Raw genomic sequence first — 13,391 nt, 5'->3', positions numbered from 1 at the left:
CTAATTTTTTGTGAGTTTTAATAGCAAGGAGATTATTTTGGCTGCGACTGGGAAAGAATAGAGGAGAAGGTCATTAATAGAACGATGGGAATGATCGATATGATGAATGTTCATTGGCGCCTTGCTGAGCTGTGGCTGCTGCAGGAGAAACGGAGCTTAACGGAGCAAGAAAGCTCAGAGCTAAACGCCTGCATGAAATTGAATGCCAAGTATGCACAAAGACTTGCCGAACAATATAATTTTGGCTATATGGCGAGCATGACAGGTGATGAGGTTTGGCTTCAGGAAATCGCAGTCGAAATTGACAAGCTGGAGAGAACTCATGAATGCAAGCGTCCTTTGTTTTTTGAAGGCAAAACGGAAAAGTAAGCAAGAAACGGCTTATTAATGAGCGTGTATTGGTATGAAAAAAGAAATCGTCAAACGATCATTCACTAGTAATAAAGCTAGAATGTAGGTTATTATGATAGTGACGAATCACATGTAGGGCATTCTAATTAAGAGGTGATAGGTTATGGCTTTTCAGTCCGCAAACATCTTTGTGAATTTACCGATTAAAGATTTGAATAAGACAGTCGATTTTTTTACTAAATTAGGGTTTGAGTTCAACCCCCAATTTACGGATGAGAAAGCTACCTGTATGATCATCGGACCTAATATTTTTGCTATGCTGCTGGTTGAGCAATACTTCCAAACGTTTATTGATAAAGAAATTGCAGATCCATCGAAAACAGCTGAGGTCATATTGACATTATCCGCCGAAAGCAAAGAGCAAGTGGATGAGATTGTGAATAAGGCTTTGGAAGCTGGCGGTAAACCTGCTAAAGATCCAATTGACCATGGATTTATGTATAACTGGAGCTTTCAAGATATAAATAATCATCTATGGGAACTAGTGTATATGGACCCAAGTGTGATTGAACAAGGGTAAGCGGAATAATGCAGGGGCTGTCTTAAACGTAGATTTATGTGCGTTTTGGACAGCCCCTGCTTTGTTTTGTTAATGGAGCTTAGACTGCGTGAATCCCTAAGCGTTGCTCTGCCGGCGATGCGCTCACTACTCACTACTCACTACCATCTGGATTGCACCACTATTTTCAGTTAACGAACCCAGCAGCTCTTATTTAAACCATTTGTCTTGAATTAAAAGTGTAGCGAACTCCAGCGTCCTTATTTCGAGAAAAACAGTTCAGAACATCCTATAAAACATGCGATAACGTCAATAAGGTTCGTTAGTATTCAAAACATGGGATTTTGTTCACAATAAGCATGATTCAGTTCGTTAGAGTTGTGATCTGGGGAGGATTAGCCAGCATCTCGTTCCCAGTTTGTAAGAATAAGACCCCTTGAAGATGACATCAACCTCTGGTTATTAGTTATGACGTGAAAACAGTTCCCATAAAAGCTCACGCCGGCTGTTTACTCCGGTTTTTGTGAAAATCGACTTTAAATGGTCTTGAACGGTATAAGCAGAAATATGAAGAGACTTAGCAATTTCTTTAGTAGAAAATGCTTTGATGATCCGCTCTATAACCTCCTTCTCGCGAGAAGAGAGGGCGTATGCCTCTGATATGAGCGGAACAATATCGGATGGTTTAGCCTGCTCGATAAAGACCGCAAGCTGGGTCAAACCATTTGTCCCATCCAGCCTGCTCGCATGCAAGGATAAATAATGACCGCTCGGCATCCGAATACATACTTTTGCTGACTTTGTTTCATCCGCTGAAGAGGTTGGCTTCGCCAGCGACCGAGAGCAAACAGCTCTGATTGGTCTTGGCAGTGTATCGCCTTCTATTTGCTCTAAGCCTCTTAAGGCGGAAAGCCAGCGGCGGGCAGCATCATTGGAGGAATTTAATTGAAGCTGCTCGGACAGCACCAAGAAGCCAGGCTCCTCTAAGCCTGCAACGCCCTCGGTCGACGGAAGCTCCAAAGCGTATTTTTTTAATGTTTTGGCTAAAATCGGAGCGACAGCGACGATAGACAAAATTTCCGACTCAAGGAATAAAGGCTCCCCTGACTTACGGAACAACGTCAAATATCCCCAGCATGAACCTTCACAAAGCAAAGCAGCACGCAGCTCGTCTCCGAATCCAGCAGGCAGTAGAACCTCTTGGTAACGACCGCTGCGCCCCAAGTGGCCCTCAGTGGCTTCGCTTAAGGAGGCTGCTGCCATTTCAGCCTGGGCTAACTGCTCATAGCTGTTGTAATCCTCATGCAAATATTCATATTCAAATAAATGATGATGAATTGCCTCAACGGACTCATCTGTTGTCGCCCCGATTGAGAGCAGAGTCATCGGATCAACAGAGGTGCAGCAGGCTCCTGCATAAGGCACGGCTTCTCTGATGATGGATAAGGCCGCTTCGCGATAAGCCTGTGATGTTATTGAAGCAACGGACAACTTATTTAATCGCTGCTTGACCGTATCTATAGTTAAAGACATACGCAGTCTCCTTCATTTCTGTATTCGGAATCCCACATTTATGGGATGGTCGTTTATTTTATCTCCACTATAATTGAGAATAATTCTTAATTCATTTTACATAATGGATGAGACGATGAACAGCTTTGCTGCTGCTTATATAGTAGACGGCTATGTTGATTTAAGAGAGGATAAGGGGACAGCTATGAAAACAGACATCATTGTAGTAGGCGGCTACGGCCATGTGGGCGGGAAAATATGCAATCAGCTTGCGATTCATTATCCAGGCAACGTGTATGCGGCAGGCAGAAGTTTAGCGCGAGCTGAGCAATTTTGCCAGAGTGGTGGCGGGAAGGTAAAGCCGCTTCGCATTTCAGTGGAAGAACCGCTTAAGAAACAACAGCTTGAACGAGTAAAGCTTGTTGTGATGTGTTTGGATCAGATGGATACTGCCTTTGCGGAAGCTTGTTTGCTCGCTGGCGCGGACTATGTAGACGTTTCGGCGAATGGTGCTTTTTTTGCAGCGATGGAGCAATTGAATAAAAGAGTGAACGATCAGCAAGGTACTGCTGTATTAAGCGTCGGGCTGGCGCCAGGCCTGACGAATTTGCTGGCGCTTAAAGCCGTGCAGTCGATGGATGAAGTGCAACGGATTGATATTGGCATTATGCTGGGTCTTGGAGACGCGCATGGCAAAGCGGCAATCGAATGGACAGTCGATAGTCTCTCACGGTCATTTCATATTACTGAATCAGGCAGTGAACGAAGTGTCAGCAGCTTTACGGAAGGGCTTAAAACAGATTTTGGCGCTGATTTAAAAGTCCGAACAGCCTATCGCTTCCCATTTTCCGACCAAGAAACACTACCTCATACATTAGGCGTACCATCAGTATCTACGAGGTTATGCTTTGATTCGCGGATCGTCACCAGCGCGATAGCACTCTTTAAGGGATTAGAATTCGATCGTCTGCTGCGATTAAAACCGATGAGAAGTTTGGCGATTCAACTGCTTGGTAAGCTTCGAGTCGGTTCTGCTCGTTACGCGGTAAAGATAACAGGTTACGGTGTTAAATCAGGAGTAGAGACGTTAATCGAATTTGGACTGCAGGGTACAGAGGAGGCAGAAATTACAGCACAAACGGCAATTGCGGTTGCCATGGCTGTATACAGCTCAAATCTGCCAAAAGGAGTTTTTCATATTGAGCAATTATTTGAGCTCGATCTGTATGAAACAAAGCTTGAGCTGCGTTTAAAAGAGGACGAGAACAAGCTTTCAATCGCTGCCATCTCGAATATCGAGAGCTGGACGAGGATGAATATGTAGTTTTTCAGATGATTCATTTGGTATAATTAGCATTAAATGCCTAAAATACTGAATCGGATTTAAGATAGGGAGATGGAGCTGAGCATGGATAAACAATCGATGATTGCTTTCATTTTGGAAGAATATGCGTTCGTAAAGGAGGATAACCGCGCACAGTTTGATGCGATTATTTTGCGTTTATCCGGTCATAAGGGCGGTATATCGTTGGAGAGCTTGTCGACGTGGGAAGAAGATGACCTTACGCAGCTGTACCAAATTCTATCCGGCCATAAAATGACTCGTGAATACGTACCGGATATTATTCAAGCTTATGCCAGCATCGATAGGGCGAATTTGCCATCGAAAATATCGTTTGGGCCTATCATTGAAACTGAACAAAAATGGGATAAGCCGCGTATTCATCGGCAATATGGCAACTACGAGGTGCCGCAGGCGATTAATCAGCTGTACGAGCTGGAGACTGAGCTCGGAAGAGCAATGGATCTAGAGCTGGGGCTTATTATGCAAAAATATGACTTTCGCTATCCATGTACGCCGCCCGATTTTATTCCTTTCGCCAGCTCTGGTAGTGATGGCATTCATTATTGTTTTGTAACGGATTTTGGAGCTGTCAAAGATTTGGAGCAAGCTTATATAGCTGTCGTATCGCCAATGGATTTTGACTCGGAAATATGGCTTGTTGCCAAAAATATTAAGGATTTCCTTCGTCTTATTATTACGGATAGAAGTCTACTGTATAATAATCCTGCGTCATTTGATGATTTCTTTAAAAAGACGCGAGAGCAGAAAAATGAAAGCTTGGCGGAGGAGCAGTCAGCGGCGCTGCAAAGGCTGAAAGAGCTTTTTGGACTGCGTGAAATTACTGACTTGGAACAGTATATCCAAAGTGTACGTGAGGAAAGGGCGCAAGCAATTTGTATGCAAACGCTGGATTCGATTGGCGTTGTACCGCTTTCGGGTCAGGCTGATTATACCGCTGAGGGGCCGCTTTCTATTAATTGGGATGATAGGCGGGCGCTCGATGCTATTGTTGAAGATGCGAGCGCAGAGAGAAAGCTTGCTTTCCTTCGTGATGCGCAGCACAAGAAGTTAATTTTGGATGACAGACTGATGCTCAGACGATGCAAGCGCGTATTGTCGGAGCTGGAGTTATATCATGAGCTGAGTAATTTGCTTGAACTGGTTGATCAATAAATTAAATATCAATGAGGAGTGTGTTCTCGATAAATCTATTATTTGTATGCAGCAGAAACAAGTGGCGAAGCTTGACTGCGGAAACGATTTTTCAAGGTGTTGGCGGCCATGAGGTGAGGTCTGCTGGTACGGAAGAGAATGCTCGGATTAAGGTGACAGCAGGTCATATTGGCTGGGCTGATTATATTTTTGCAATGGAGAAAAAACATATTCGAAGGCTGCAAAGCAAGTTTGGCCATGAGCTTTCGGGCAAGCAGTTAATCTGTCTTCATGTACCAGATGAATTCGAATATATGAACGAAGATTTAATCGATCTGCTTCGATCAAGTGCAGCTTTCTATGTCAGCGATCTGGCATAATGATTAATGTTTTTGTTCGATGACGAGCAGAAGCTTATACAAAGAATGGGCTCCGAGCAGTTGGTTTCTATTGACTCGATTTAGAAATTGCATCGATTCACGCGCTATTTTTATCGCATTTTCTACCTGGTTATCGTTAACCTCTTTCAGCACCTGCTGAATGATCTCAAGCGACCATACCGCCGCCTTGAAGGTGCGAATAATTAAGATTTGACGCAGATTTGCTGGACTGAAGATGCGGTAACCATTTTCCTTGTTGCGATTAACAATAAGGAGACCCATCTTCTCCCAGTGACGAATAGCGGAGCTAGGTATGGTTGTTGCCTCGGATACTTCCCCAATGGTCATCCCATTTCTTTTCCTTGCTTTATGCAGCAAATGAATTTCATCGGTCTCCAGCGCAAGAATCGTTTTATCGGCGATCGTTTTGTCACGGTGAAGCTCTGCCTGTGCACTGTTTACAAGCCATAACGCCTCATCAATCTCGCCATCGATCAGTTTAATCATTACTTCTTTGGTAAGCGTCATTCCAAAACCTTCATTCATCGCTCTTATGCACTCAAAGTAAGCGACGTGTTCTGCTGTATATATGCGATAACCGTTTGTCCCTCGTTTAACCGGTGGAATGATGCCCCAATCCTCGTAGTGCCTCAACGCGTTAGTACTAATATTTAATCTCCTGGCAATATCAATCGGCCGAATCATCACAAAAAACACCTCCGAACATTTTCTAAAAACATTAAACAACCATGAGAACCTTTTTGTCAACGAAACGGGTTAAATAGGGTGTTTATTTGCGTAACTTTCTCACTTGCATCAATGTAGTATGCTGGAATAAATGCTGGAAAAGAGCTCTAAATAGGCGAAGCGTTGCTTACCCCAAAAATTTATTGTCAATGAGGAGGACATGCATGAACGATACGATAGTCATCACAGGAGCACGCGAAAATAACTTGAAAAACATTTCACTCTCAATCCCCAAATACAAATTGGTTGTGTTGACAGGACCTTCAGGCTCCGGCAAATCAACGCTTGCCATGGACACGCTGCAAAGGGAATGTCAGAGGCAGTATATGGAGTCAATGGGGATGGTATCGGATTCCATAAGCAAGCCGAAGGTGGAATCGATAGCTGGACTTTCTCCTTCCATCAGCATCGGTCAGCACGTCACCAATCGCAATCCGCGTTCTACGGTTGGTACGGTTACAGATATTTATACGTATTTGCGTTTTGTCTACTCCAGGCTTAGCAGCCGTGTATGCAGCAGCTGCGGTACAACTATACCGCCTGTATTCGATGAAGAGAATGATATCGCAGCTGCAGAGGAAGAGGAGGGACGCCAGACGATCGTATGCCCGGGCTGCAAGAAGGAACATGAGAAGCTCGGAATGGCTCATTTTTCTTTCAATAAGCCGGAGGGAGCCTGCGAAATCTGCAGTGGGTTAGGACATGTTGCCACGCTTGACTTAGAAGCAGTATTCAATCAAGAGCTGAGTTTCCGCGGCGGCTGTGTGACTTACCTGTACGAAGTACAACTCGAATATTATGCTGTCATTTTAAAGGCTGCAGGAGACCATTATGGATTTACATTTGATCTCAACCTGCCATTAAAGAATTATACGGAAATCCAGCGTGATCTGCTTTATTACGGCGTGGAGAGCGATGCATTCATGAGGCATTTTCCTCTTGCCGTGCCGCCAAAAACAGTCGGAAAAGGCAAGTTTGAAGGCATTGTAACTGGTATGTGGAGAAGGTATAAAGAGAAGGAAAGCGAGCAAGGGGCAGCAGAAAAGGAAAACGATTATTTTAAGCAAGATGGGTGTACGGATTGCAAGGGCATGCGTCTAAAAAAAGAAAGCCGGTCAGCTTTAGTGGCAGGAGCTTCGATATCAGAAGTATCCACTTGGTCATTGGAGGATTTGCTTATTTGGACCAAGCAGCTTCAGGATGCTATGCCTCCTCAGGGACGGCCGCTGCTTGCGCCTGTCATGACCGATATGCCGATACGTTTAGAGAGAATCATCGATGTTGGCCTAAGTTATTTATCTCTGGATCGACAGACCGTCTCCCTGTCAGGCGGGGAAGCTCAGCGTCTGCGATTAGCGTCACTCCTTGGGTCTGGACTTACTGGTGTGCTCTATATATTGGATGAGCCAACAACAGGTCTACATCCGCGTGATACAGCAGGTTTGCTTCGCGTTCTCATGCAGCTGCGTGATTTGGGCAACACGGTACTCGTTATTGAGCATGATATTGAGGTCATGAGAGCTGCAGATCATATTATTGATATCGGTCCAGGAGCGGGATATTTGGGTGGTACGGTCGTTGGCGAAGGCAGCTTGGAGGAGCTGATCGCAAGTGAGAGTTCCGTTACAGGTACCTATTTACGTCAGGAAAGATTGCCAGCGGCAGTACGGACAAGAAGGTCAGGCGACGGTAAACAGCTGTCGATCGTCCATGCACATGCTCGTAATTTGAAAGGGTTTGACGTTGCTTTTCCACTTGGCTGTCTCATCTCGGTGACGGGAGTGTCTGGCTCAGGCAAATCGACCTTGTTATTTGATTTGCTTGCGGAGGGAGGGCAGGGGAAACCGCGTATTGCGGGTTGCGACAGCATTACGGGCTTTGAGCATATCGGAAATCAAATTACGGTCGATCAGTCACCATTAGGTCGTATGCAGCGCTCAAATATTGCAACTTATACAGAAGTATTTACACAGCTGCGAAATTTATATGCAGGGCTGCCAGAGGCGAAGCGCAATCAGCTTACCTCGAAGCATTTTTCATTCAATACACCAGGGGGACGCTGCGAGACTTGCCAAGGACTTGGCGTATTATCGATAGACATGAGTTTTCTCCCTAATCTCGAAATTCGCTGCACGGCTTGCAAAGGAAAACGATTTAAAGATGAAGTGCTGCGAGTCACCTACGAGGGTTATTCGATATCGGATTTGCTTGATATGACGGTCCAAGAGAGCCGAGCTGTGTTTAAAAATAAAGCAAAAATTGCCAGCATGACCGAGCTGCTGTGTGAAGTGGGGTTAGGTTATCTGCAGTGGGGACAGTCGGTAAAAACGTTGTCAGGCGGAGAAGGTCAGCGAATTAAGCTGGCTAAGGAGCTGAACAAGAGATCGAACAAGCATACCCTTTATTTGCTGGATGAGCCAACAACGGGCTTGCATCCAACAGATGTTGAACAGCTGCTTGCTCTACTCAATAAATTAGTGGATGCCGGCAATACGGTCATTCTGGTTGAGCATAGCTTGGAACTTATCCGGGAATCCGATTGGGTCATCGATATAGGGCCCGAAGGCGGTGCTGAAGGCGGCAATCTTGTCGCAGCAGGAACGCCAGAGCAAGTAGCGGGTATTGCTGCTTCCTATACAGGACAGTTTTTGAAAAAAGCGCTGGCTGGCGGATTATAGAAATATATAAAGGGGAGCTGTCAACGTCGATTGCGTTGGCAGCTCCCTTATTCGCTATTCGGCAGCGAGCTCTAAAATCCGCTCATTCACATGATCAGAATATAACCCGCCATGGTAGCAGATGACTGTGTTTATGTCGTATTGCGTTAATTTTTTGATGGATTTTTTTGCGGTATCCGGGTCGAGACAATAATGTGGTGTCGGACCTAGCAGCTTGTCGTTTTCAACGATCAGGGCATCAGCTGCAATCAACGTTTTGCTAGCGGTGTGATAAAGGCTAAGATGTCCGGGCGTATGCCCAGGAGTGCCAATGACGATAATTCCTCCGCAATACGGCAATTGCTGCCCGTCCGTAATGATAACATCGACATTCGCTTTAGGCGGATTTTCAAGCGTCTTCCTGAATGCGGCTCGCCATTCCTCAGGCACCTCAGCCGGCAAGGCTTTGACAGCTTGCTCAATCGATTCTGGTGTAACTTTGAGCAAATGTGCTTCACCTTGAATGTAAGGAGCTTCTACTTTGTCCGCAAGAACCTCCGCCTTATGAGGCAATTCCTGCAAAATCGCAGGCAAGCTTCCAATGTGGTCAAGGTCTTGATGGGTAATAATGATTTTGTTAAGCCGCTCAAACGCAAGTCCAGCACGCTCCATTTGCTCCTTTATTAATGGCAGCTGCCCCGGATAGCCAGTATCCACCAAGATCACGGTGTCGTTATCCCAAATTAAAGTGGGATAAATCGTTTCCATTCGACCCATCATGACCGCTGATATCGGCATCATATTAACTCCGCTTGCAATGTTCATTTTAACCCTCCGCTACTGTTTAGAAGTTTTTGCTGCAGGTGAGTTGCTCATTTCAAGTAACATCGTACCAGTAGTTAAAATGTATGTAAATAGTAAAATATTATATTATACCATAAAAATAATTATTTGTCAATATGCATTCGTAGCGTTTTTGATGAAATAACGTTTCATCTCACGAATCATATATTCACGCCCAATGGGGCCCCAAGGGTCCCATTCTCTAGAATCAGGATAATACACTCGGTTTGCCTTCACAGCGCGGAGATTTTGCCACAATGGATTTGCAGCAAGAGCATTCACTTCCGTCTCTTCACTCCAAATGATTAAGATGTTTTCGGGATTCAGCTCAATCAGATGCTCAAGCGCATTGTTTTTATAAATGGGATGCGTGATGCGCTCATCACATTGGAACTGCAAGCGATCGTAAAATAACTCCGTAAAAGTATGTTCACCATTTCCATAAAGGCGACAATTATTTGGCAGCAGTCTTATGATTACCCATTTTCCTTGTTTTGTAACCGAAGCAAGCTTTTTTCTTGCGTCCTGCTCGGCCATGATCATTTGCCGAATGATGCGTTCAGCTTCACGTTCCTTATTAACTCGCGCGGCAATGGTTCTTAAATATTGCTCCCAGCTGGTGGAATGATCGATGAAAATCGTGTTTTTATTGGCATTCCACAAATTGTCGTTCGGATTTTCTTGGAATTCTGTCTTAAGAATCATATCTGGAGATAAGCGCATCACATCGCTGGACATTATCGTTCGCTCCGCGTTAAGCGGCGTTGTGCTTGCTAATCTTTCGTGGAGGTAGCTGGGAAAGCCGGATAATGTCTTGTAATAATTCGGAAAGCTCGGAGCTGCAATAGGCAAAATCCCGAGTGCGAGCAAATGGTCCTGCAGTAAAAAACGGCTGACTACCGCGATTTTCTTATCGCTTCTTTTCAGGTAAACAGATGGCGAGATTCCCTCCATCTTCTTAAATACTCGGCTGAAATAGAGCTCGTCTTGAAAGCCAACACTGATTGCGATATCGCGCAAAGCAGCACCTTGCTCGGTCATTAGCTCTTTGGCGCGGATCATGCGCAGCCTTGTTAAATAGTTACCGGGCGTGAGGCCGGTTATTTTCTTGAAGGCACGGCAATAGGAGCTAGGCGTCATGCCTGCCAGCGCCGGCAGTTCACTTATTTGAATCGCTTTGGCATATTTATTTTCCATATAGGCGATGGTTTGCTGGATGGATTCGTTAACCGTCAAGCTCTGAACCTGCTGCCGAGTATGTAAATGCAGCAGCATTTCGCTGAATACAAGTTGTTTTTTGAGATCGCTAACCATGCCCTTTTCCTCGAAAGCCTGCTGAAGTTGTGTAATAAACCCATCCGTTACTGTAGGCAAAGTATTGCGAACTGGCATGGCTTCGAAGAGCATACGGGGAGGATGCGAAGCAGCTGCGCATAACTCATCAGCATAGCTGGATGTTATGCTGCGGTAATGAAGCAGCTGAAGCTTCAGATTGCTGTTAGAATCATTCATAAATAGGATGCGCATCGAAGGCTGAACAAAAAAACAAGTGCCAGCTTGGAGTGGATAACGATTTCCATCCAGATATAAACTTGCACTGCCGCTCTGTATGATGCCGATTGATGTGCGCCTTATTTTAATGCTTTTGGAGCGAAAGCCGGGATTATATTCATGAGTCTTCATGGAGAGCGGGAAGTAGGATACAAATATTTGCTCGGTATTCAACAGTAAACATCCTTTATATAGATGTGATATAGTACGCGAAACCTGTGAGAACCATTATCAATTATAGTTTAACAAAAAAGTAATTTGAAAAACACTCATTTTTCAAGAGAGGGAATCAAAATGACTTTTTTGTCCATATGAATCAGACAATTTCGTGTATACATTTTGTAAATGGTCATCTGTAGAATAGTGATGAAAATGATTATCATTTACATAGAGGGAGGATGCGGAACAATTCGTTACATCATCTTTTTGCGCAGGGTATGGAAAGAGAGACGCTGGAGCTTGCAGCTTGCTTGCGTGATGTGTTTCATTCTCCTATTTAGCGGTTGCAGCTCTTCTGAAAGCGGAAGCACTGCAGGGAGCAATGGAAACAAAGCTGACAGCAGTGAAACTGTAGAATTAAGCGACCCATTTGCCAATATTCCGCCTGCAGAAATTACAGATACGCAAACAGGCATTTCAGATATGAGCAGCTTAATCAAGTCGCTAAAGCAAGCGGTGGAAGCAGATGAAACAGCTGAAGCCAAAGCGCTTGTGGAGCAGATGGCGGGATTGTGGAATGCGGTTAAGGCTGATATTGAGGCAGTCGATGAAGTAAAGTTTCAAGCACTGCAGGATGACTTAGGGAAGCTCATCCAAGCAACGAAAGCGAGCAAATGGGACAAAGAACCGCTCATCCAGCTCGACTATAAGCTTTATCAAAGCTTTCGAGATTTGAAGCAAGAACTGCAAGGCCAATAAAAAAAGGATAGGTGATCTTTAAAATGTCTTTAGTCAAAAAAAGATTGTTTAGTTTTTTACTCGCAATTGCACTTGTCATTACAGTGATTCCTGCTACTGCTGCGACAGCGGCTGCTGCTCCTATTAACGTAACCGTAGACGGCAAAAAACTTTCATTTGGTGTAGCTCCGCAATCCATCAACGGGCGCACGCTAGTCCCGTACAGAACGATCGCTGAGACACTCGGCGGAACGGTAAAATATGATGAAAAAGCAAAACGGGCGACAATTACAAAAGGCAGCCGCAAGGTTGAATTGACGATTGGCAGCAAAACAGCAAAAATCGACGGAACATCCGTAGCTTTGGATACGGCGCCTGTTAATGTGAAAGGCAGCGTGCTCGTACCGCTTCGTTTCGTTGGAGAATCGCTTGGCGTATGGGTGAACTGGAACGGCAAAACATCAACTGCCGTGCTGGAAACAAAAAAGACGATCAAGCACGCGCTTGGCAGCACTACGCTGAACAGCGTTCCAAAACGTGTTGTTATTCTCTTTAACGGCGGTGTAGACATTTCCGTTCTCCTGGGTGTTAAACCGGTAGGCGCGGTTGAATCCTATGTTCAACAGCCTTTTTACGAGTATATCCGCTCCAGCTTAATCGGCACCAAAACGCTCGGTGACGAAACACAACCAAACGTTGAAGCTATTGTTGGATTGAAGCCGGACGTTATTATTGCAACGAAGGTTCGTCATGAGAAAATTTACGATCAGCTTAAAGCGATCGCTCCTACGATTGTAACGGAGGATTTGGCGGATTGGCAGGATAACCTGAACGTAACGGCTCAGGTGCTTAATAAAGAAGATACAGCTGCAAAATTTATAGCGGACTGGAAAGTTAGAGTGGCTGACTTTAAGAGCAAGCTGTCAGCTAAAGATAAAGGCGCAGAAATTTCGGTCATTCGCATAAATCCTAATGGCAGCGCACGAGCTTACAACACAGGGTTTGCTTATAAAATTTTTCAAGAGCTTGGATTTACAACGCCAAAGGCACAGCTGGCAACGAAGCAAGAAATCATCAATGTAACCTCGAAAGAGCAAGTGAGCTTGCTCGATGGCGACTATATTTTCGACTTTACGACGGATTGGGACGGGGACGGTGCGATCTTCAAGTTCCAGAAGGAATGGATTGACAGCCCGCTTTGGAAAAATTTGAGTGCAGTAAAAAATAAAAAATATTATAAGGTAAATGCCGTTACTTGGAATTTGTCAGGCGGTGCTTTAGCTGCAAAGCTGATGCTTGATGATTTGTATTTCTACTTTGATCTTGAATAGTAGTTATGACAGTTAGTTTATAAGCACGAGCAAAAAAGAATGGGCGAAAACGCTCATTCTTTTATG

General features: G+C 44.7%; 12 protein-coding genes. 8 read left to right on the top strand and 4 right to left on the bottom strand.

Annotation, left to right across the window (positions count from 1 at the left end):
• Nucleotides 1-84 precede the first annotated feature (84 nt).
• Complete coding sequence (locus AC0VYE_RS26225) at nt 85-369, top strand: DUF7667 family protein (protein ID WP_256710852.1); 285 nt, start codon at nt 85-87, stop codon at nt 367-369.
• Between the two features lie 145 nt (nt 370-514).
• Nucleotides 515-931, top strand: coding sequence for a VOC family protein (locus tag AC0VYE_RS26220; protein ID WP_076267544.1), 417 nt, complete (start codon nt 515-517; stop codon nt 929-931).
• 441 nt (nt 932-1,372) lie between these two features.
• Here the strand turns inward: AC0VYE_RS26220 and AC0VYE_RS26215 are convergent, their stop codons facing one another.
• Nucleotides 1,373-2,443 carry a response regulator transcription factor gene (locus tag AC0VYE_RS26215; RefSeq protein WP_475443465.1) on the bottom strand — a complete coding sequence of 357 codons (1,071 nt, stop codon included), beginning with the start codon at nt 2,441-2,443 and terminating at the stop codon, nt 1,373-1,375.
• Between the two features lie 115 nt (nt 2,444-2,558).
• Here AC0VYE_RS26215 and AC0VYE_RS26210 point away from each other — a divergent pair, with 115 nt between their 5' ends.
• The 3 genes from AC0VYE_RS26210 (at nt 2,559) to AC0VYE_RS26200 (ending at nt 5,299) form a co-directional block, all read left to right on the top strand.
• Nucleotides 2,559-3,746 carry a saccharopine dehydrogenase family protein gene (locus tag AC0VYE_RS26210; RefSeq protein WP_475443464.1) on the top strand — a complete coding sequence of 396 codons (1,188 nt, stop codon included), beginning with the start codon at nt 2,559-2,561 and terminating at the stop codon, nt 3,744-3,746.
• A gap of 84 nt (nt 3,747-3,830) precedes the next feature.
• Nucleotides 3,831-4,940, top strand: coding sequence for a hypothetical protein (locus AC0VYE_RS26205; protein WP_475443462.1), 1,110 nt, complete (start codon nt 3,831-3,833; stop codon nt 4,938-4,940).
• Between the two features lie 29 nt (nt 4,941-4,969).
• The gene (locus AC0VYE_RS26200; RefSeq protein WP_475449737.1) at nt 4,970-5,299 is read left to right on the top strand and encodes a low molecular weight protein tyrosine phosphatase family protein; all 330 of its coding nucleotides are present in this window, start codon (nt 4,970-4,972) and stop codon (nt 5,297-5,299) included.
• Between the two features lie 3 nt (nt 5,300-5,302).
• On the opposite strand, the gene AC0VYE_RS26195 is transcribed toward AC0VYE_RS26200, so the two are convergent.
• Nucleotides 5,303-6,004: a MerR family transcriptional regulator gene (locus AC0VYE_RS26195; protein WP_256710868.1), complete on the bottom strand. Its 702-nt coding sequence runs from the start codon at nt 6,002-6,004 to the stop codon at nt 5,303-5,305.
• 206 nt (nt 6,005-6,210) lie between these two features.
• Here AC0VYE_RS26195 and uvrA point away from each other — a divergent pair, with 206 nt between their 5' ends.
• On the top strand, nt 6,211-8,724 hold the full coding sequence (gene uvrA, locus AC0VYE_RS26190; RefSeq protein ID WP_475443461.1) for an excinuclease ABC subunit UvrA: 2,514 nt from the start codon (nt 6,211-6,213) through the stop codon (nt 8,722-8,724).
• Between the two features lie 54 nt (nt 8,725-8,778).
• Here the strand turns inward: uvrA and AC0VYE_RS26185 are convergent, their stop codons facing one another.
• Together AC0VYE_RS26185 and AC0VYE_RS26180 are read right to left on the bottom strand one after the other, a co-directional pair.
• Nucleotides 8,779-9,528, bottom strand: a complete 750-nt coding sequence (locus tag AC0VYE_RS26185; protein WP_475443459.1) for an MBL fold metallo-hydrolase — start codon at nt 9,526-9,528, stop codon at nt 8,779-8,781.
• A gap of 129 nt (nt 9,529-9,657) precedes the next feature.
• Nucleotides 9,658-11,271 carry a helix-turn-helix domain-containing protein gene (locus tag AC0VYE_RS26180; protein WP_475443457.1) on the bottom strand — a complete coding sequence of 538 codons (1,614 nt, stop codon included), beginning with the start codon at nt 11,269-11,271 and terminating at the stop codon, nt 9,658-9,660.
• Between the two features lie 192 nt (nt 11,272-11,463).
• Here AC0VYE_RS26180 and AC0VYE_RS26175 point away from each other — a divergent pair, with 192 nt between their 5' ends.
• Both AC0VYE_RS26175 and AC0VYE_RS26170 read left to right on the top strand, forming a co-directional pair.
• On the top strand, nt 11,464-12,015 hold the full coding sequence (locus tag AC0VYE_RS26175) for a hypothetical protein (RefSeq protein WP_475443455.1): 552 nt from the start codon (nt 11,464-11,466) through the stop codon (nt 12,013-12,015).
• 23 nt (nt 12,016-12,038) lie between these two features.
• Nucleotides 12,039-13,325 (top strand): stalk domain-containing protein, encoded by a 1,287-nt coding sequence (locus tag AC0VYE_RS26170; protein ID WP_475443453.1) that lies wholly within the window; start codon nt 12,039-12,041, stop codon nt 13,323-13,325.
• The last annotated feature ends 66 nt before the right edge of the window (nt 13,326-13,391 follow it).

This window comes from Pristimantibacillus sp. Z349TD_6 (assembly GCF_056173205.1).
Note: the sequence above shows the minus strand (reverse complement) of the source record. Positions and strands in the feature narration are given on the sequence as shown.

Excerpts from the sequence above, each read along its gene's own strand:
- AC0VYE_RS26170 (WP_475443453.1), top strand. The coding sequence starts at position 12,039 with ATGTCTTTAGTCAAAAAAAGATTGTTTAGTTTTTTACTCGCAATTGCA.
- AC0VYE_RS26225 (WP_256710852.1), top strand. The coding sequence starts at position 85 with ATGGGAATGATCGATATGATGAATGTTCATTGGCGCCTTGCTGAGCTG.
- uvrA (WP_475443461.1), top strand. The coding sequence starts at position 6,211 with ATGAACGATACGATAGTCATCACAGGAGCACGCGAAAATAACTTGAAA.
- AC0VYE_RS26210 (WP_475443464.1), top strand. The coding sequence starts at position 2,559 with ATGAACAGCTTTGCTGCTGCTTATATAGTAGACGGCTATGTTGATTTA.
- AC0VYE_RS26205 (WP_475443462.1), top strand. The coding sequence starts at position 3,831 with ATGGATAAACAATCGATGATTGCTTTCATTTTGGAAGAATATGCGTTC.
- AC0VYE_RS26195 (WP_256710868.1), bottom strand. The coding sequence starts at position 6,004 with ATGATTCGGCCGATTGATATTGCCAGGAGATTAAATATTAGTACTAAC.
- AC0VYE_RS26185 (WP_475443459.1), bottom strand. The coding sequence starts at position 9,528 with ATGAACATTGCAAGCGGAGTTAATATGATGCCGATATCAGCGGTCATG.
- AC0VYE_RS26175 (WP_475443455.1), top strand. The coding sequence starts at position 11,464 with ATGAAAATGATTATCATTTACATAGAGGGAGGATGCGGAACAATTCGT.
- AC0VYE_RS26220 (WP_076267544.1), top strand. The coding sequence starts at position 515 with ATGGCTTTTCAGTCCGCAAACATCTTTGTGAATTTACCGATTAAAGAT.
- AC0VYE_RS26215 (WP_475443465.1), bottom strand. The coding sequence starts at position 2,443 with ATGTCTTTAACTATAGATACGGTCAAGCAGCGATTAAATAAGTTGTCC.